This window comes from Rhizobium phaseoli (genome assembly GCF_003985125.1).
In the GTDB taxonomy this organism is placed as follows: domain Bacteria; phylum Pseudomonadota; class Alphaproteobacteria; order Rhizobiales; family Rhizobiaceae; genus Rhizobium; species Rhizobium phaseoli.
The window spans coordinates 1-19,665 of sequence record NZ_ML133572.1; the positions used below are offsets into that span (position 1 = coordinate 1).

Annotated in this window: 17 protein-coding genes; 11 read left to right on the forward strand and 6 right to left on the reverse strand. The window is 59.4% G+C overall.

Going from position 1 to position 19,665, the window contains the following annotated elements; all coding sequences use genetic code 11:
* Nucleotides 1-219 precede the first annotated feature (219 nt).
* Entirely contained in the window at nt 220-1,239 is a 1,020-nt protein-coding gene (locus EFD56_RS15215; RefSeq protein ID WP_126905664.1) for a LacI family DNA-binding transcriptional regulator, read from the reverse strand.
* Between the two features lie 171 nt (nt 1,240-1,410).
* Between EFD56_RS15215 and EFD56_RS15220 the strand changes: the two genes are divergently transcribed.
* The 6 genes from EFD56_RS15220 to EFD56_RS15245 all read left to right on the forward strand — a co-directional run bounded on the left by EFD56_RS15220 (nt 1,411) and on the right by EFD56_RS15245 (nt 8,944).
* Nucleotides 1,411-2,670, forward strand: a complete 1,260-nt coding sequence (locus EFD56_RS15220) for an ABC transporter substrate-binding protein (RefSeq protein ID WP_126905665.1) — start codon at nt 1,411-1,413, stop codon at nt 2,668-2,670.
* 68 nt (nt 2,671-2,738) lie between these two features.
* Complete coding sequence (locus EFD56_RS15225) at nt 2,739-3,620, forward strand: carbohydrate ABC transporter permease (RefSeq protein WP_126905666.1); 882 nt, start codon at nt 2,739-2,741, stop codon at nt 3,618-3,620.
* A complete protein-coding gene (locus tag EFD56_RS15230) occupies nt 3,613-4,449 on the forward strand; it encodes a carbohydrate ABC transporter permease (protein ID WP_126905667.1) in 837 nt (278 codons plus the stop codon). The genes EFD56_RS15225 and EFD56_RS15230 overlap by 8 nt, the downstream gene beginning before the upstream one ends.
* A 10-nt stretch (nt 4,450-4,459) precedes the next feature.
* Entirely contained in the window at nt 4,460-5,602 is a 1,143-nt protein-coding gene (locus EFD56_RS15235) for an ABC transporter ATP-binding protein (protein WP_037146496.1), read from the forward strand.
* 114 nt (nt 5,603-5,716) lie between these two features.
* Nucleotides 5,717-7,075, forward strand: coding sequence for a NosD domain-containing protein (locus EFD56_RS15240; protein ID WP_126905668.1), 1,359 nt, complete (start codon nt 5,717-5,719; stop codon nt 7,073-7,075).
* A gap of 180 nt (nt 7,076-7,255) precedes the next feature.
* A complete protein-coding gene (locus tag EFD56_RS15245; protein ID WP_126905669.1) occupies nt 7,256-8,944 on the forward strand; it encodes a glycoside hydrolase family 32 protein in 1,689 nt (562 codons plus the stop codon).
* A 311-nt stretch (nt 8,945-9,255) separates the two neighbouring features.
* Here the strand turns inward: EFD56_RS15245 and EFD56_RS15250 are convergent, their stop codons facing one another.
* The 4 genes from EFD56_RS15250 to EFD56_RS15265 all read right to left on the reverse strand — a co-directional run bounded on the left by EFD56_RS15250 (nt 9,256) and on the right by EFD56_RS15265 (nt 13,032).
* On the reverse strand, nt 9,256-9,600 hold the full coding sequence (locus EFD56_RS15250) for a type II toxin-antitoxin system RelE/ParE family toxin (protein ID WP_064829045.1): 345 nt from the start codon (nt 9,598-9,600) through the stop codon (nt 9,256-9,258).
* On the reverse strand, nt 9,587-9,862 hold the full coding sequence (locus EFD56_RS15255) for a type II toxin-antitoxin system ParD family antitoxin (protein ID WP_064829189.1): 276 nt from the start codon (nt 9,860-9,862) through the stop codon (nt 9,587-9,589). Before EFD56_RS15255 ends, EFD56_RS15250 begins: the two co-directional genes overlap by 14 nt.
* A gap of 72 nt (nt 9,863-9,934) precedes the next feature.
* The gene (locus EFD56_RS15260) at nt 9,935-11,962 is read right to left on the reverse strand and encodes an oxidoreductase (RefSeq protein ID WP_126905670.1); all 2,028 of its coding nucleotides are present in this window, start codon (nt 11,960-11,962) and stop codon (nt 9,935-9,937) included.
* A gap of 71 nt (nt 11,963-12,033) precedes the next feature.
* Nucleotides 12,034-13,032: an ABC transporter substrate-binding protein gene (locus tag EFD56_RS15265; RefSeq protein ID WP_406549977.1), complete on the reverse strand. Its 999-nt coding sequence runs from the start codon at nt 13,030-13,032 to the stop codon at nt 12,034-12,036.
* Between the two features lie 230 nt (nt 13,033-13,262).
* Between EFD56_RS15265 and EFD56_RS15270 the strand changes: the two genes are divergently transcribed.
* The gene (locus tag EFD56_RS15270; RefSeq protein WP_245440595.1) at nt 13,263-14,213 is read left to right on the forward strand and encodes a GlxA family transcriptional regulator; all 951 of its coding nucleotides are present in this window, start codon (nt 13,263-13,265) and stop codon (nt 14,211-14,213) included.
* A gap of 86 nt (nt 14,214-14,299) precedes the next feature.
* On the opposite strand, the gene EFD56_RS15275 is transcribed toward EFD56_RS15270, so the two are convergent.
* Nucleotides 14,300-14,992, reverse strand: coding sequence for a GntR family transcriptional regulator (locus tag EFD56_RS15275; protein WP_126905673.1), 693 nt, complete (start codon nt 14,990-14,992; stop codon nt 14,300-14,302).
* A 143-nt stretch (nt 14,993-15,135) separates the two neighbouring features.
* Here EFD56_RS15275 and EFD56_RS15280 point away from each other — a divergent pair, with 143 nt between their 5' ends.
* The 4 genes from EFD56_RS15280 to araD are packed head-to-tail and all read left to right on the forward strand — an operon-like array spanning nt 15,136 to nt 19,662.
* The gene (locus EFD56_RS15280) at nt 15,136-16,140 is read left to right on the forward strand and encodes an ABC transporter substrate-binding protein (protein ID WP_126905674.1); all 1,005 of its coding nucleotides are present in this window, start codon (nt 15,136-15,138) and stop codon (nt 16,138-16,140) included.
* Between the two features lie 55 nt (nt 16,141-16,195).
* Nucleotides 16,196-17,014: an ABC transporter ATP-binding protein gene (locus tag EFD56_RS15285; RefSeq protein ID WP_097603609.1), complete on the forward strand. Its 819-nt coding sequence runs from the start codon at nt 16,196-16,198 to the stop codon at nt 17,012-17,014.
* A 4-nt stretch (nt 17,015-17,018) separates the two neighbouring features.
* Complete coding sequence (locus EFD56_RS15290) at nt 17,019-17,888, forward strand: ABC transporter permease (RefSeq protein ID WP_126905675.1); 870 nt, start codon at nt 17,019-17,021, stop codon at nt 17,886-17,888.
* Between the two features lie 37 nt (nt 17,889-17,925).
* Nucleotides 17,926-19,662 carry an L-arabinonate dehydratase gene (araD, locus tag EFD56_RS15295; protein WP_126905676.1) on the forward strand — a complete coding sequence of 579 codons (1,737 nt, stop codon included), beginning with the start codon at nt 17,926-17,928 and terminating at the stop codon, nt 19,660-19,662.
* Nucleotides 19,663-19,665: the final 3 nt, after the last annotated feature.

Genomic DNA, 19,665 nt, shown 5'->3' on the forward strand with positions numbered 1-19,665 from the left:
CTGCAGATCGCGCTCGCTCATCGCTATCAATCCCATCCGCAATCTCCCACGTCAGCAAATGCGGGGAGTGTGACATTCCAACTTTGCAGAAACAGGACATTCTAACTTTGCGGCTACAAGCGAATCTGGCGTAATGCATGTTATGGAACTTGACTCGCCGTGCGCTGGAAAACGCCGAATTGATCGCTGATCTGAGCGCGCCTGCCGCTTGAGGTCAGACTATACGGATTGCACCGACGTTCGCTCGACCAGTTTACAGGGCATCACGCGCCTGGTTGGACGAGCCTTGTTTCCCGCCACTACGCTGTTCAACAATTCCGCCCCTTCCAGACCTAAATCGTAATACGGCAAGGCTGCCGTCGTCAGTTCCGGCTTCAGCGCCAGGGAGACCGTCCGGAAATCGTCAAAGCCGACAATGCTGACGTCCTCAGGGATGCGCAGACCCAACGCCATTGCTGCTATGTAGATTTGAATCGTCATTTCGTCGTTGCCGCTCATGATTGCGGTCGGCCGATCCTTTTGTTGCAGCATCTCTGTCGCAACGGCAAAAACGTAGTTCTTCTCCGCTCCAACCGGCCCTTCCATGCCCAGACGGATACTTAGGTCGCTCTCAGCAAGGCCAAACTCTGCAGCGGTTTTGCGAAAGGCATCGAGGCGCAGTTGCGCACCCAACAAGATGGGATTGAGCCGGATGTAGCCGATCTTACGATGGCCACGGTCAAGCAGATAGCGGGTAAGATCTTGCGCGCCTTGGTAGTCATCCGGCTCGATCGACGGTAGCAGTTCGTTCGTCTCAGGCCTGCAGTTGATCATCACCGTCGGAATCCGGACGTCGCCTGCCTCGGGATCCACGGTGCGACGATACATTGTCACATAAAGGACCCCGTCAATCCGATGGGACTGGAACATTTTCCAGATTTCAGCCTCTCGCTTAGACGAGCCACCAGTGTTCGCCATGAGGATGGTCTTCCCGTTGGCATTTGCCCAATCCTGTATTCCTCGCACGATGTCGACCGAATAGGGTGTGGTAGACACATAATCCGTGATGATGCCGAAGGTGTTGGAGCGGCTCGACCGAATGAGACGCGCGGCCATGTTGGGGATATAGCCAAGATCCCGAATGGCCTTCTCCACCCGCTCCCGTGTTTCCTCCGTGACGTAGGGCTCGCCGTTAATCACCCGGGAGACTGTCTTATTCGAAACCCCAGCCGCTTTCGCGACGCTGATAATGCTGACCATATGCCGCCAATCTCCTTGCCTGGCAGTCTTTCTAACCGAGTTAGCTGACAACGTCGACATATTTCTATGACAACGTCGACAATGCGTGTTGACAACGTCGTCATAGAGAGACTATGGTCCAGGAAAGCATCGGTGTTGACGAAAGCGCCCCGGCGAGCAAGGGAGGAATCAATGAAGAAACTGCTTGGTGCCAGCGCGCTTGCGCTCATCTTCATGGCGGCCGCGGCGAAGGCCGAAACCATCAACATCCTTGTCGAAGGCGGCGGCGAGATGCTGCAGAAGGCCGTCGCCGAGAAGTTCACCAAAGAAACGGGCATCGAGGTCAAATTCACCGTCGTTCCCTATCAGGGCGTGTTCGACAAGTTCTCCGCCGAGATCGCCTCCGGCTCGTCGGCATTCGATGTTGTGACGATCGACGTGGTCTGGAACGCGAAGTTCGCGAACCACGTCGAGGACCTTTCGCCCCTGTTTTCCGATGCTGTGCGCAAGGATCTGCCGCCGGCGTTGCTTGCCGACGCAAAGGTTGGCGACAAAATGATCGGAATGCCCGCATGGGCGAATGCCGAGATCGTCTTCTATCGCCAGGACCTCTTCGAAAAGCCCGAGGAAAAGGAAGCTTTCCAGGCAAAGTATGGATATCCCCTTGCGCCCCCCAAGACCTGGCAGCAATGGCGTGACATGGCGAAATATTTCACGCGCGATACTGACGGCGACGGCAAGGTCGACTTTTGGGGCACCGACACCATCGGCACCTTCTCGGAAGAATGGATGGCGCATGTGCTGCAGGCGGGCTCGCCCGGCGTGATCCTTGACAAGGATGGCAATGTCATCATTGACAACGAGGCGCACAAGAAGGCCCTCGAGTTCTATATCGCGCCGCACTGCGCCGATCATTCGGTTCCCGAAAACGTCAACGAAATCGGCTGGGGCGAGGCCCAAAACCTGTTCTATCAGGGCAAGACAGCAATGATGAAATTCTGGGCGCACGCCTACAAGATGACGCCTGAGGATTCCAAGGTCAGCGGCAAAGTCGGCGTCGCGCCGATGTTGGCCGGTGATGCGGGCATCGCCGCCATTCCAGGTCCCTGGTACAATGTCATTCCTTCGGCATCCCAGCACAAGGATGCGGCGAAAAAGTTCATCGCTTTCGCAATCGCCAACAATGGCTTGGGCATCGAAGCCCCGCTCGGCCTTGCCGCGACAAACTCAGCCTATAACAGCTATGCCAGCAAGCCCGGCTATGAGCATTTCAAGCCACTGCTCGAAACGTTGAGCGCGCCGGCGACACAAGGCCGGCCGATGAACGAAAAGTATCAGGAAATCGTCGACGAAGCTGTCCTGCCGGCCGTGCAGCAGGCGCTCACGTGCAAGGCGGACGTAGGAGGAGTCCTCACGGAAGCCAAGGAAACCATCGAGAATATCCTCAACTAGTCCGACTTTTCGTCAGTAGCGCGGGAGGTTCATTATCACTCCCGCGCCATCAGCTTTCGGAGGCGAACATGTCGGATGAAGACCGATTTGTGCTCTGCATGCTCGCCCCCGCGGTTGCGATCCTCGGCTTGTTGGTCGCCTACCCAGTGGGGCTGCTGATCTTCGATTCCTTCTTCAAGGTCGAAACGATCACGCCCCACGTCCGCGAATGGGTTGGGCTGCAGAACTATGTCGATGCCTTGACGTCGAAGCGCGTCGCCGAAAGCGCTCTGCGGACGCTGCAGTATTCGGTCTTCGCACTCTTCTTCGAGTTCACCTTCGGCTTCTGCGCCGCCTTGCTGTTCTCGGCCATGGTGGGCCAATCGCGTTGGCACCGCACGATCTTCGCTCTGCCGCTGATGGTGCCGCCGATCGTCGCCGGCCTGCTGTGGCGGTTCCTGCTGGTCGGCAATATCGGGATCCTCAACTACGGGCTGGTTCGCCTGGGGTTGATCAGCGACCCAGGCGAGATTGCTTGGCTCTCCAGCGAGGATATCGTCATCTATTCCGTATCCTTCGCCGACATATGGCTGACGACCTCCTTTGTCGCCCTCGTCTCCTATGCAGGGCTGACGAACATCCCCAAGGACCTTCTCGAGGCGGCCCGGATCGATGGGGCGAACGCGCTCAAGCGGTTCTGGCACGTCACGCTGCCGCTGATGCGGCCGGTCATTGCCGTGGTGGTCATCGTGAGGGGCGTGGATGCCGCCAAGACGTTCGATCTGATCTGGATTCAGACGCAGGGCGGCCCCCGCCATGCCTCGGAAGTGTTCTCGATGAACATCTATCAGCGCATGGTTCGGTTTGGCGATCTCGGCGAGGCCTCCGCATCCGGCACGCTGTTCCTTCTCGTCATGATGGTTCTGGCCGGCATTGCCTATCGGAAGATATGGAGGCCGGCCCATGCATAGAGCCCCTCGCCTCACTCGTGGCGGAGTCCTGATCAACGCCGCAGCCCTGGTGCTCGTGCTGTCCTACGCGCTGCCCTACATCTATCTGCTGATGACCTCGATCAAGCCGGCGGCCGATGTCCAGCAGATCCCGCCGAGCTTCTTTCCCGCCGTCATATCGTTCGAGAATTTTCGGGAAGTCTTGCAATCGTCGACGCTGCCGAAGGCTTTCGTCAACTCCCTCACGGTGGCGGTACTGACGACCGCGCTCTCGCTGCTGGTGGCGGTGCCGGCCGCCTATGTTGCCACCCAGTATCGCCGCCGGATCACGACACTTTTCCTGCTCTTTGCCTTGGTCACCCGCATGGTGCCGTCGGTCTCGCTGGGCGTGCCGCTGTTCCAGCTTTTGAAGTCCATGGGTCTGCTTGACACCATTCCAGGACTGGTTCTCGCGCACACTTCGGCCGCTGTGCCACTGGCGCTGTTGCTGATGTCGGCATTTGTCGAAGGTGTGCCCAAGGAACTCGAAGAAGCTGCCCGCATGGATGGATGCACACGGTTCCAAGCCTTTCGGAAAATCATTCTTCCGGTGATGACCGGCGGAATTGCCGTCACCGCGCTCTTCACCTTCATCACCAGCTGGAACGAGTTCCTCTATGCGCTGCTGCTGACGTCTGAAGCGACCAAGACGGCACCAATCGTTATTGCCGAATACAATTCGGTCTACGGGCTTGCGTGGGGCGCGATGACGGCCGCCGCGGTGCTCTATTCACTGCCCGTCATCATCGTGACGCTCGCGCTTCAAAAACAGATCGTCGGCGGGCTGACGTTCGGCGCTGTGAAGGGATGAGGAGACCAGCATGGCCGGTGTAGAACTGCGCAATATCAACAAGATCTACGGAAACAGCTTTCACGCTCTGCATGATCTCAACTTCGACATCAAGGACGGCGAGTTCATGGTGTTTGTCGGTCCGTCGGGATGTGGTAAGTCGACAGCGCTCAGAATGATCGCAGGCCTGGAGAGCATTTCCGGCGGTGAACTCAAGATCGGTGACCGGGTTGTAAACGATGTCGATCCCAAAGACCGCGACATCGCCATGGTCTTTCAATCCTACGCGCTCTATCCGCATAAGACGGTGCGCGAAAACATCGCCTTTCCCTTGCTGATGGCCGGACTGCCCAAGGCTGAGATCGACAGCCGGGTGAACGAGGCCGCGCGCATTCTCGAACTGACGACATTGCTCGACCGTAAGCCGGCGCTTCTCTCCGGCGGACAGCGCCAGCGCGTCGCCATGGGGCGGGCGATCGTCCGCAAGCCGGCAGCCTTCCTGATGGATGAACCACTGTCGAACCTCGATGCCAAGCTGCGCGTGCAGATGCGGGCCGAGATTGCCGGCCTGCAAAGAAAACTGAATGTCACCACGATCTATGTGACGCACGACCAGGTCGAGGCGATGACGATGGGTGACCGCGTCGCTGTCATGAAAGGCGGCGTGCTGCAGCAAGTCGACACACCGCAAAACCTGTACAGCCGCCCTGACAACGTCTTTGTCGCCGCCTTTATCGGATCGCCCTCGATGAACTTGTACGAGGCCGTTCTGGATGGCAGGACGCTGACCCTGGGCAGCAACAGTTTCGAAATCCCTGACCGGGTTTTCGAATATCGCCCCTCGCTCAACGGTGCGGCTAACCGTCGGGTCATCGTCGGGATCCGGCCCGAGCATATGAACGACGCCGCAGTCCGACCCTCTTCGGCCGAGATCTCGGCCTCGGTCACCCTTGTCGAGGCGCTGGGTTCTGAATCCATGGTGCATCTGAAGATAGACGCACCTTGGGTGGATGCCGGAGACCCAGACGCCGTCGCCGACATCGGCAACGAAAAAGCTGCCGTCGCCCGTTTTTCTCCGAAGAGCACAGTCCGCGCAGGTAACGTCGCGCGCATCGCCGTCGATGCGGAAGAACTGCACTTCTTTAGACCCGACACCCGCACCAGCATCTGGTGATCACACAGAGAGCTGCTTGAACGCATTTGCCCAGCGCCCTGCGAGCGACAAGCCAATCAAGGACATCAGTCTACTCTCGCGGTGAAGTGAGAAATGTCCGAGGAGATATCAATAATGGCGAGCGAAAACTATTTCGATGTAACGAAGTACCCTGCAGGAAATCCCTATGAGGATATTGGAGCGGTCATCAACAGCATCATTGCGGATATCAAAAGAGGGCAACCTGTATCCGATCTGAATGACGGCGGAAAACCTGGAGCGGTCATCTATATACCGCCTGGCGATTACCGACTTGTCACTCAAGTCGTTATCGACGTCAGCTATCTGAAGATTGTGGGCTCCGGGCATGGTTTTACGTCTTCGAGCATCCGTTTCAATGTATCCGCAAACGAGCTGAGACACTGGCACGAGGTGTGGCCGGGCGGAAGTCGGGTACTCGTGGACACATCTCCTGAGGCCGCCGACGGCGAGGCCGCAGGAGCCGCGTTTTATGTTAAGCGCACCGGAAATCCGCGCATAAGTTCCGTGGAGTTTGCTGACTTCTGCATCGACGGCCTGCACTTTATTGACGATGGTTCGGGGCACCATGACGCAGAAAATACATACAAGAACGGCAAAACCGGAATCTATGTAGGCAGCGCCAATGACTCATTCCGAATAACCGGGATGGGTCTTATCTATCTGGAGCATGGCGTGACTGTTCATGATGCAGATGCGCTCGCGATAGATAACAATTTCATTGCCGAGTGCGGCAACTGCATTGAATTGAAAGGCATGGGGCAGGCGTCAAGAATAGCGAATAATTTCATTGGAGCCGGCTACAGGGGCCATTCCATTTTCGCGGAAAATTATGGGGGTGTTCTGATATCCTCAAACAACATATTCCCTCGAGGCGCCAGCAGCATCTATTTTTCCGGCGTCGTCCGCTCCGCGGTCACAGGAAATAGATTCCACTCCTTTTATCCCGGAATGTTGGTTCTTGCCGATAACTGCTGCGAGAACTTGGTCTCCTCAAACCACCTTTTGCGAGATCGCGAACCATGGGCGCCCATGCAGAAATACGACAACGGGCTCGATGATCTGTTCGGACTTTTGCGAATTGACGGGAGCAACAACTCGGTGATCGCAAACCACATCTCGGAAACGATCGATACTCAGTATATCAAGCCTATCGCCGCAAAGCCTGTGATTATCAACCTGATATCCGGCAACGGAAATTACATCGCCAACAATCACATTGTGGCCACGACTGAAAAATCGCAAAGCAGCGATGCACCTGAAAGTGCCTGCTTTTCAACGCAAGTGGGCGCATTGCTTTCAACGCGCAATTTAGCGACGCTCGCGGTAACGGCAGTAAAAGTCCAAAGGGATTCTGTACGGAACACGGTGCTCGATTCAGGCAGTGACGAACAGGTTCAGTTGGATAGAACAATGAATGCTTTCCGGGCCACGCCGGTTATTGGACAGCCATAGCGGCTCCCGTGCTCAGATCGCCGACCTCGGACCTTGAACGCGACGGTTCCCAATCCTTGATCGGACCGCAAGCGAAAAAAGAAAACCTGAAATGCCACCTCGTCACTGGCCGCGGCCGGGATAGCGACCGTGCGCCCGGGCGGTATCGGGTCGAGACCATTCACGTTCTGGAGGAACAGCATGCGACGGCAGAAAATGCGATTGGCGCTTGGGACGCGCGTTGAATTCTGGGCGACATCAAAGGAAACGAGCTCGGACGAATTCCAATTTCGCATTCTGCAGGATGACCAGCTCTTGTGGGGGGTGAAACGCTTTTCGGAGTTTTCGGAATTTTACAGCTACCATCATCGTGAAGCGGGCGAGGTGGAATTCGAATGGGATGAAGGCAGAACAGAATTCAGCTGGGCCTATGCTTACGATCCACGGTTAGTCTCGAAAACAGGAATCACCGTTTTGGAATTCGGGGAACGATTGGTGGAGCGCACCGGACCCGAAATCGACGGCTGGTGCGCGGCCGACCCGCAACGGCCGCGCCTGCACTTCTCGCCAGTCAGAGGCTGGATGAATGATCCCAATGGGTTGTGCAAGGTTGGCGATGTCTGGCATCTGTTCTACCAGTTCCACCCCGGCGGCACGGATTGGGGGCCGATGCATTGGGGGCATGCGACCAGCCTCGACCTGTGTGCGTGGCTTCACATGCCGGTCTTCTTGCGACCGGAACAGAACCTCGCCCGCCTCGGTGCGACCGGTGGCGCGTTCTCGGGAAACGCGTTTCGGGATCGGGACGGAAAGATAAAGTTCTATTACACGGAGCGCTTGCCTGCCTACGATCTCTTTGCAGACTACCGCGAAGTCCAGAAGATCGCCGAACCCGGCCGCGACTTCATCCATGCCGAGCGAATCACGACCGTGCTGGAGGTCCGTCCTGATGGCGTGAAGCATGATTTCCGAGACCCAAAAGTCTGGTGGGACGAAGCAGCCAACGCCTATCGGATGATCCTTGGTGCATCAATTTATGGCGATCCGGCGGTGCTGCTATATGGCTCCGATGATGGACTCGAATGGCAATATCTGGGGCTCCTTTACCGCGCGCCCGTCAATTTCCGCGAAGAAGGCGCCCGCGCAGTGGAATGCCCCGACTTCTTTCGGCTGGAGGACAAGTGGGTTTTGGTTATGGGCTTTGTCGGCCATATCGAACCAGCGACGCGGCGCCACAACCTCCTTTACGCCCTGATCGGCGAGTTTGGCGATGATCGCTTTGTGCCCGATACGCCCGAGCTGCAACTGCTGGATTTCGGGACTGACTATTACGCGATGCAGAGTTTCGAAGCAGAAGGGCGACAGATCGCCTTTGCATGGCTTTTCAACTGGGAATACCGCAAGCCGGCGGGTTCAGCCTATTCCGGCGAAATGTCCTTGCCCCGCGTTCTAACTCTCAGTGAAGACAAGAAAAAGATTTGCATGCTGCCGGCGATTGAGGTCGACGAGCACTATGTCGCCACACCTCTCGCCTCGGACCAAATCAGCGGTTACTCACTGCCCGGCGGTCCGATCGAGATCCGACTTTCCGGATCGCTGCAGGACAGCAAGCTTGTCGCGACGGCGGGTGGCGAACTTGCTTTCGAGGTGGGCGTCGCCGACGGCATCCTTTCGATCCGGCTCGCCCAGGACGATGGCGCGATCCAATATGTGGCAGAGCTTGGCAGCGGGGAGGATCTTCGTCTGTTTCATGACAGTGGAATCGTCGAGATATTCGCCGATGGCGGAGCAGTTTGTGGAACCCGCCGCGGCTACGTGAACATAGAACCCGATCGATTGAAAATCTCATCCTCTGCACGAGTTGAGGTATTTGAAAGGCATCCGGAATGATTCCTTCCTGTGGGCGAAGCAATGGTCGATATGCTTCCTGCGTCAACGGGCGGGTCCGCTTCGGCGGATAGCGGCATAGCTTCCGCCAGATTGCGGGAGCATCGCCTCTTGAAAGCTTGCGATAGCGGGGCCCGATTGTTCGAACTTCAGCCGCGAATATAATTGGGATATTGGGCCCGGATCACATCGATGATCAATAAGCCTGCCGGATAGATGTTTTCTGAGCGCCGCCGTGCTCCGTGTCGAGGAACAAGTCGGACATTGCGTGCCAGACCGACAGCCTTTTCTCAACCTCGAACATGGTGCCGGCTCTAGCTCTCGAGCAACCGCCTCAGCATGTGCCGGATATGGTCCTGCGCGCCGAAGAAGATGGCCGCAACGACGATCGTCTGGCGGTCCTCCTTCGGCAGGAACCAAATGACGGCCTTGTCCCGCCGCAAAAAACGGATGCCCGGATAGATATCGGGTCGAGATGTTCCGATGTGGGGTGTCTCAATCAACCGCTGAACCGACGAGCGCAACTCGCGAATTCGCCCGGCCGCCCGCTCCAGGGCTTCATCCGCATCATCGCCGAGATCGCTGTAAGCGGCGAAGAGGTGATCGAAAATGAGTTCAAAATCCCGCTCCGCTTCGCGGGAGTATTCAAGTCTCCACACGAAGAGCTCGCCGTTTCCGCTCGATCATCTCGTCGACCGCGTCCGCCATGGCTTCATCCGATAGCGCCGGGCCATTCAACCGCCGTTGGATCAGTTCCCGCAAAGCTTCCGTCTCTGCGGCCTCGGCCTCCGTCTTTTGCCTGAGAAGCTCCAAGCCTTGCTGTAGAACCGAACTCAAGCTCGAATACCGCCCATTCTCGACAAGCGATCGCGCAAAGGCATCCTGTTGCTCGGTCAACGAGATCGATGATTTTACGCTCATGATGATCTCCTTCACGTCAAGAAGATTGCTACCCAGTCGCATATGTCAAGCTGCATTTGATCTGCGGGTCGGCTATGCCACCCAAACCTTCGCCATTTCGCGTGTCCCAACGGCTCCGATCGCCATGCCGGCGCGCCGCCCTTCATAAAACGCGTAGGGCGCCTGCCTTGGCGCCACGCCGTCTCCGATCTCGGTGAAGGGAATGCCGAGCTCGGCCAGTTCCAAAGCGAGCCAGTTGGCTGCGGCATTGGTCGTGGAGAAGACGAGGCTGTCGGCTTCGATCGCCTCCCGCTTCCCGGTCAGATGGGAAACAAGGATGGCGGCGTTGCCCTGCCAGCTCTCTATGCTGGTTTCCGTTCGGAACTGAACACCGAGCATGCTGAGCGTCCGGCGCAGTGGAACGTCGGCGGATGTGCGCTGCAGTTCCTTTCCGATGAGCGCGTCCGGCGTGACGATCACGACTTCGTGCCCCTGTTCCGCAAGCTTCCAGGCGGTGCCGCAGCCTTTCCAGCCGCCGGTTTCGTCTATGACGACGACACGTTTGCCGAGCCTTGCCTGACGGGCCATGACGCTTTCGGCAGAGAAGACGTTTCCCTTTTCGATCCCGTCGAGTGACGGGCGATCGGGCATGGCCTTCTGAAAGCCGGAATCCTGCGGCAGCGATCCGGTCGCCAGGATCACCACGTCGGCACCGATATCGGCGACGTCGCTTCCCTCGATATAGCTGTTGAAGCGGACCTCGACGCCGAGTTTTTCGAAGCGGGTTTCGTACCAGCGAATGAGGTCCAGTATCTGCGCCCGCCGCGGCTGCTCGCCAGCCAGGCGGAATGCGCCGCCGAGCCGGTCCGAGGCTTCCGCAAGGATAACCCGATGGCCTCTTTCGGCCGCCACGCGCGCCGCTTCCAATCCGGCCGGCCCTCCGCCGACGACCAGCACGGATTGCGGATTTTCGACAGGTTCAAACCGGTCGCCTCCCCATTCGGCCTCGCGCCCGACGGAAGGGTTGATCAGGCAGCTGATCCAATAGTCGCGCGACCGCCGGCCCCAGCACATCTGGTTGCAGGACAGGCAGCCGCGAATATCCTCGGGCGTTCCCAGGCGCGCCTTGTTGGCAAGGTGGGGGTCGGCGATCTGGCCGCGGACGATGGACACCAGATCGGCCGCCCCCTCTCCGAGCGTGATTTCCGCGTTTTCAGGTGTTCGAATATGGCTTTCCGCTGTGACCAGCGCATGGCTCACGACCTGTTTCAGGCGCGCTGACAGCTCGACACCCAATCGCTCCGGATAGAGAAAGGTCGGCATCAGGCTGCCATAATCGAAATATCCGCCCGAGCCGCAGGTCACGTAGTCGATCAGCCTCTCTTCATCCAAGCCGGCAACGATCTCCGTCAACTGGTCGCGATTCAATGCGGTCGGGCAGCCGGGCTCGTCGCTGACGGTCAGGCCGATGATGAAATCAGGACCGCAGGCCTGCCGGATACGCTGGAGGATTTCCCTGGAGAATCTGGTTCTGTTCTCGAGCCTGCCGCCCCAGCGATCCTCGCGGCGGTTATAGAACGGCGTCCAGAACTGATCGAGCAGACCGCCATAGGCGGCCCAGACCTCGACGCCGTCGAAACCGGCAGCGCGACAGCGCAACGCCGCCTTGACGAAAGCGTCGATGGTTTCCTCGATCTCACCCTCCGTCATTGCATGCGAGCCGTCGCTGTCGTGATAGCTTGGTCCTCCCGACGGCGACCAATGGGCATGAAAGGAAAGGTCGGAATCGCCGTGGCTGCCGACATGATAAAGCTGCTGGACGACGACAGCGCCATGCCGCTTCACATTTTCGGTCAACTTCCGGAATGCCGGGATGACGGAATCGTCCGATGTCCGAAAATTGCCGCGCGTCAGCACGGTCGCGGGGTGCACAGGCATCGGCTCGACGACGATCATCGCCGCCCCGCCGATCGCCCGCTCGACGTAATAGGCGATCGTCTGATCGCCTGGCAGTCCGTTCACCGACATGTTTGCCGTGTGGGCGCCGAATACGATCCTGTTGCGCAGCCTGTGGCCCGCGAGCGGGATCTCGGAGAAGGTCTTTGGAAAGGAGGTCGTCATCTTGAATCCTGGCGGGTTTCACGGTCTGCTGGCGGGATGCGCGGGCCTCGCCGGCCCGCGCCTTTTATAATTTACAGAGCGGCGGTGATTTTTTCCGCCACGTCGGCGCTCAGCCACGACTTCCAGATCTCCGGATGCTCTTTGAAAAAGTGGACGGCGCCGTCTTCACCACCCGCCTGGGTATCGGTCATCCAGGACATGACCGAGCTGACGGTCTGATTGTCCCATGATCTCTTGCGCAGATAGTCCATGACGCCGGCATTTCCGCTTTCTGCCAGTTTCTCTGACACAAGGGTTACGACGTGGTCCTTCGGCCACTCGTTCTTCTTGGGATCGGGACAGTCGGAAGCGGTGTTGCAGCGCTTCCACTCGGCCGCATCATGCGGAACGCCGGCTTCCAGGCGGACCATGGAATACTTCCCGAGAAGGGCGGTCGGGGACCAGTAGTAGCCCATCCATCCTTCCTTATGTTCATAGGCGCGCGCCATGGCGCCGTCGAGGCCGGCCTGGGTTCCGGGATCGACGAGGTCGAAGCCCTTGGCTTCGCCGCCATAGGCCTTGAAAAGCTGGGCGCTGACGACCGAGCCGCCCGATCCTGTCGGACCGTTGAAGACCGCTCCCTTCGACGTGTTCTCGGGCGCCGGGAAAAGCTCCGGATGTGCGAAGGCGTCATCGACCGTCTTGATCTCGGGATGGGCGTCGACGATGAATTTCGGTATATACCAGCCCTGGATGCCGCCATCGGACAAAGCTGGTCCGATATTTACAATTCTGCGCTCGTCGACGCCACGCTTGACGATATCGGGGACAAGGTCGACCCAGGCCTCGCCGGCAATGTCCGGCTGTCCCTTTTCCACCATCGAGGTGATCGTCGGCACCGTGTCGCCGGGAACGAACTCCACCTGGCAGCCGAAACCATGTTCGAGAATGAACTTATCGACGTGAGCGAGAAGTTCGCCGCTTTGCCAATTCATATTGGCGACACTGACGGTGCCGCAAGCGGCGCTGGCGTTGGATGCGATGCCGGCGATCAGCGCGACCGTCGAGACTGCGAGAAAATTCTTCATCATGTTCCCCTTTTGCGCTTTTGACATGTGTGTTTGGTGGGGAGGGCCGGTTTTCCGGGCTTCGGCATGGCGCCTCCCAACGCCAATCGATGGTATTTGTCTTGGCGGCCGCGGTATTGTACGTTTAGGACAATTTCGATGGCCTGGAGGACCTTCATCTGCAGCGCGATTATTCCCGATCAGGGCCAAGCAAGCCGCCGCCTGACATCGCCTCGCCGCTCAGGGTGGGGATCGTGGCGACGCCGAACTTCACCCTGATGCCGCTTGCCTGCTTCACGGATTTTCTCCGGCTGGCGGGCGATGAAGGCGACTTCAGCCGGCGCATCTACTGTGATTGGGAGCTGCTATCGCATAATCTCGATCCGATACGGTCGAGCTGCGGCCTGGAACTGACGCCGGGCAGCACGTACGGGGATCCGCGCGATTATGACTTCATCGTCGTGCACGGAGGCATTCTCCACGCCGACCACAGGATCCCGCCGGAACTCTACGCCTTCGTGACCGATGCCGTGCGCCAAGGCGTGCCGGTGGCCGGCAACTGCTCGGGAAGTTTCGTGCTCGCAGAGGCCGGCCTGCTTGCCGGAAAAAGGTGCGCGGTTCATTTCACGCTGGCGGGACTGTTGCGCCAGACCTTTCCCGACATCACGCCCGTCACCGACCGGCCCGTCGTGGTTGACGGAAATATCATAACCTGTCCCGGCGGATTGGCTTCGATCAAGCTCGCAATGTATTTGGTGTCGAATGCCTGCGGCGAGTCCCGTGCGGACAAGGCGTTTCACTATCTTCTCGGCGATCACGGTTTCGACAGGCAGGGGGCGATCGAAGAGCCGGATCTCGGCATGAAGTGCGGGGATCGCCGTGTTGCCAATGCGATAGGACTGATGCGGCAGAAGATGTACGAGCTCTGTTCGCTTGCCGATATCGCAGCGAGCGTCGGCACGTCGGAACGAGAGCTTTCCCGGCTTTTCCAGAAGCATCTGCAATCCGCTCCCGGCGAATATTGGCGCCGGATGCGGCTGAAGGCGGCGAAATGGATGGTGCTCAACAGCGACCGGTCTATCGCCCAGATCGCCTATGAATGCGGATTTACCGATTGCGCCCATCTGGTGAACTGGTTCCGGCGCACCTATCACGTCACGCCGGCAAAGCTCCGCCGGTCGCATCGCGAACTGGGCGTGCGCTAACTCATTCCCACGTGGATATCGCGATCCGGGTTTCCGCAAGGTTGCGTGAGCATGGCCTCTTCCGCCAAGCCGCCGTCGTTCGAACTTCAGCCGCGAATATAATTCGGGTATTGGGCCCGGATCACATCGATGATCGACAGCGTGCCGGACAGATGTCTTCTGAGAGCCGCCGTCGCTGCTTCGGGCTTGCCCGACGCGATGGCGTCGACGATTGCTTCATGGTCGGCGAGGACCGTCTGCATCTTGCCTGGCATCGGGAGGTTGAGGCGCCGCAACCGGTCGAGATGCACGCTCTGGCGCCTGACATTGGCCCAAAGCTGCAATATGCCCGCCCTCTCGTAGAGCTTCCGGTGAAAATCGCGGTCAATCTCGTCGAAGATGTCATAGGTTTCTGGAGACCGAACGGCATTCTGCCGTGCCAGAATGTCGCGCAGCTCCGCCGCCGTCTCGCCCGGCGTCTCCTCGGTCAGCCGCCGCACCGCCTCGAGTTCGATCGACAGTCGCAGGAACTGCGCCTGCCGCGCATGGTCGGTGTCGATCTTGGCGACGACAGTTGCATATTGCGGATAGACTTCGACAAGTCCTTCTTCCTGAAGCCGCATCAAGGCATCGCGCACAGGCGTCTGGCTCACGCCGAATTCCAGCTGCAGCGAGGCGCGCGACAAGACCGTCCCCGGTGCAAGTTCCACCGTCAATATCCTTGCCCGCAATATCTCGTGGATCTGCAGCGCCACCTGCCGTGACCGATCCAACTGGCTTTCCCGAACCATTCCGCTCATGTCCCTGCCCTTATTCCGCGTCGTGCAAATCGACTAAATCACATTTTTTAGGTTGATGCACTGATGCATTAGTGCTTCAATGACGAAATCCGCCTCGGGAAAGGCGGCAGAGGGCTGATGCCCGCATCCTTTGGGAGGACCAGATGCAAATTCTAAAACATTGTCTTGTGGCTGCGGCCATGACGCTCGGCCTTGCCTCGGCCAGCCAGGCGCAGGAAAAGAGCGCAATTTCTATAACCCGCCAGCCGGGCATCCTCTATCTCGCCAGCCATGTCATGGAGACGCAGAAGCTGATCGAAAAACACGCGGCCGCCGAGGGTGTGGCCGATGTGACTGTCGAATGGCGGACCTTCAGCGGCGGCGGCGCTCAGACGGATGCCTTGCTTGCTGGCAACGTCGACGTCGTCAATACCGGCACCGGCAACCTGCTGCTGCTCTGGGACCGCACCAGGGGAAAGGTGAAGGGGATCATTACCAGCTCCGCGCAGCCGGTGATCATGGTCAGCAATGATCCGCGCATCAAGTCGCTGAAGGACATTACGCCGTCCGACAAGATTGCCGTGCCGACCGTCGGAGTGTCGACCCAGGCCATCCTGCTGCAGATGGCGGCGGCGAAGATGTTCGGCGAGGACAAGGTCAAGTCATTCGATTCCAACACCGTTCAGCTTGGACATCCGGATGCGGTTGCTGCGATCGCCAACCCGAACCACGAGGTCAAGAACCATTTCTCGGCGCCGCCTTTCCAATATATCGAATTGAAGCAGCAGGGCGTGCACAGGGTGACCGATTCCAAGGAGATTCTCGGAGGTGCGCTGACGCAGGCGACCTTCTTCACCACCACGGCATTCGCCGATGCCAACCCGAAGATCGTCAAGGCGCTGCGCGAAGCGACGGAAGAAGCGGTCGCTTTCATCAAGAAAGATCCCAAGACCGCGCTTGAAGCCTACAAGACGGTGTCGGGCGACAAGACCAGCCTCGACGATCTGCTCGCCATGTTGAAGGAGCCAGGCATGGATGAATGGCGCACGGACCCGCAGGGTACGATGAAGTTTGCCGAGCACCTCAACAAGATCGGTACGCTCAAGACCATGCCGAAGGCATGGACCGACTATTACCTGCCCGACTCCGCCTATCTCAACGGCAACTGACGGCGCAGGCAGCGGCGCTTCAAAGGCGCCGCCCCCTCTTCAAGGAGTAATTCCAATGCTTCAGGCCATTGCCCGCACCGGCAACGAGACCGTGCCGGCGACCGAGAAAGAGCCCCTCCTCAAGGTCGACAATGTGACGCTGCGCTACAAGACCCCCAACCTTTTGGTCACCGCCACCGAGGGCGTCAGTTTCTCCGTCAGCCAATCCGACAGGTTCGTGCTGCTCGGTCCGTCCGGCTGCGGCAAGTCAACGCTTCTGAAAGCCGTCGGCGGCTACATGACGCCATCGGCAGGTTCCATCCATATCAATGGGCGTCAGGTGAAGTGTCCGGGGCCCGACCGCATGATGGTCTTCCAGGAGTTCGACCAGCTCATGCCCTGGAAAACCGTGCTTGAGAACGTCATGTTTCCGCTGCTGGTCGCCCGCAAGCTGCCGAAGGGTGAAGCCGAAGCACTGGCGCGCGAGTATATCGACAAGGTGAAGCTGACCCGGGCCGTCGACAGTTATCCGCACACGCTGTCCGGCGGCATGAAGCAGCGCGTCGCCATTGCCCGCGGCATGGCAATGCAGCCGGATATCCTGCTGATGGACGAGCCTTTCGCCGCGCTCGACGCCCTCACCCGCCGGCAGATGCAGGACGAGTTGCTCCAGCTCTGGGAGGACACTCGGTTCACGGTCATCTTCGTTACCCATTCGATTGCCGAAGCGATCAAGATCTCGAACCGGATCCTGCTTCTGTCGCCGCATCCCGGCAGGGTCAAGGCGGAAGTGGTTGATGTCGACAAGGTCAGCCACGAGGACGGCAGCGCCGCGGCGCTCGAGCGTGACATCCACAACCTGCTGTTCTCCTCGGAACCCGGCCACAAGGAATAGAACCATGTTGTCCGCAAACATCATTCTCGCGCCCGATGTCGAGGCGGCCAAGCCCTACGACAACGTCAAACCGGTCGAACAGAGGCTGAGTGCATTCGAAACGCTCTGGGGCCTCGGCGCATTGCGCAAGACATTGCTGATCCTCACGCTGGCAATCGTCTGGCAGGTCTACGCTTCCTATCTCGACAATCCCCTTCTGTTCCCGACGCTCAGCGACACGATCATCACGCTGGTCGACCGTTTCGCCGATGGCACGCTGCCGGCCCGCATCTGGACGACGCTGCAGATCCTGTTCATGGGATATGCCCTCGGCACGGTGCTTGCCGCGTTGTTGACCGTGCTTGCCATCAACACGCGCATCGGCACGGATTTTCTTGAAACGATGACGGCGATGTTCAATCCGCTGCCGGCCATATCGCTTCTGCCGCTGGCGCTGATCTGGTTCGGCCTCGGCGCCTCCAGCCTCGTCTTCGTGCTCGTGCATTCGGTTCTGTGGGCAGTGGCGCTGAACACCCATTCCGGTTTCCTCGGCGTCTCGCGCACCTTGCGCATGGTCGGCGCCAATTACGGCCTGACGGGGATTTCCTATGTGCTGCGCATCCTCGTGCCGGCCGCCTTCCCGTCCATCCTCACCGGGCTGAAGATCGGCTGGGCTTTCGCATGGCGCACGCTGATTGCCGCCGAGCTCGTCTTCGGCGTCTCCTCGGGTCAGGGAGGCCTTGGCTGGTTCATCTTCGAGAACCGCAACCTGCTCGATATTCCGGCAGTCTTCGCCGGCCTCTTGACCGTGATCATCATCGGCCTGATCGTCGAGAACCTGGTCTTCCAGACGATCGAGCGCCACACCATCCAGAAATGGGGAATGAAGGAATAGCCGCGATGCGATTTTCCCATCCCGAGAAGGTATCCTCATGACACACAGAAAAACGCCGGACATGCTGCGAAGCGCGCGATGGTTCGCGCCTGATGACCTGCGCAGCTTCGGCCACCGCTCGCGCATGATGCAGCTCGGCTATGCCGAGGAGGATTTTCGCGACAAGCCGATCATCGGCATCCTCAACACCTGGTCGGAGCTCAATACCTGCCACTCGCACTTTAAGGAGCGCGTGCAGGACGTGAAGCGCGGCGTCTCGCAGGCCGGCGGCTTCCCCGTCGAAATGCCGTCGCTGTCGGTCGACGAAAGCTTCACGAAGCCGACCTCCATGCTCTACCGCAACATGCTGGCGATGGAGACGGAGGAGACGATCCGCTCGCATCCGCTCGACGGCGTCGTGCTGATGGGCGGCTGCGACAAGACCACACCAGGTCTCGTCATGGGGGCGCTGTCGGCCGGCGTGCCGATGATCTACCTGCCCGCCGGGCCAATGCTGCGCGGCAACTATGCCGGCAAAATCCTGGGCTCCGGTTCGGATGCCTGGAAATATTGGGACGAGCGCCGCGCCGGCAACATCACCGATGCCGAGTGGCTCGGCGTTCAAGGCGGCATCGCCCGCTCGGCCGGCACCTGCATGACGATGGGCACGGCGAGCACCATGACGGCAATTGCCGATGCGATGGGGCTGACACTGCCGGGCGCCTCGTCCATTCCTGCCGTCGATGCCAACCACCAGCGCATGTCTGCCGCCTGCGGCCGCCGCGCCGTCGAAATGGTCTGGGAGGATCTGACGCCTGACCGGATCGTCACGGAAGCGGCATGCCGCAATGCCGCGATCGTCGCCATGGCCACCGGCTGTTCCACCAACGCCGTCGTCCACCTGATCGCGATGGCCCGGCGCGCCGGCATCAATCTGACACTCGACGATCTCGACCTGCTGGGACGGGTGACGCCGCTCATCGCCAATGTCCGTCCTTCCGGGAAAGACTATCTGATGGAGGATTTCTTCTATGCGGGCGGGCTCAGGGCGCTGATGAAGCAGCTCGAGGACCGGCTGGACCTGATGGCCATGACCGTCACCGGGAAGACCCTGGGCGAAAATCTCATGGGCGCAGAGGTCTATAATGACGATGTCATCCGGCCGCTTTCGAACCCGGTCTATCACGAGGGGTCGCTTGCCGTCCTGCGCGGCAATCTCTGCCCGAACGGCGCCGTCATGAAGCCCGCGGCCTGCGATCCGAAATACCATGTGCATCAGGGGCCGGCGCTGGTCTTCGACAGCTATCCCGAGATGAAGAAGGCGATCGATGACGAAAATCTCGACGTTACGCCCGACCATGTCCTCGTGCTGCGCAATGCAGGACCGCTCGGCGGTCCCGGTTTCCCGGAATGGGGCATGCTGCCGATCCCCAAGGCTTTGATCAAGCAAGGCCATCGCGACATGTTGCGCATTTCCGACGCCCGCATGTCCGGCACCTCCTACGGCGCCTGCATTCTGCATGTGTCGCCGGAGAGCTATATCGGCGGCCCGCTTGCGCTGCTGAGGACCGGTGACATCGTCCGCCTCGATCTGCCCAACCGCCGGCTCGACATGCTGGTGGACGAGGCCGAACTCGACCGGCGCCGCGACGCCTGGAAAGCGCCGGAGCCGCATTTCCAGCGCGGTTACGGCTGGATGTTTTCTCGCCATGTGACGCAGGCCGACCGGGGCTGCGACTTCGATTTTCTAGAAACAGGTTTCGGCAAAAGCGTTGGCGAACCGGATATTTATTGAGGG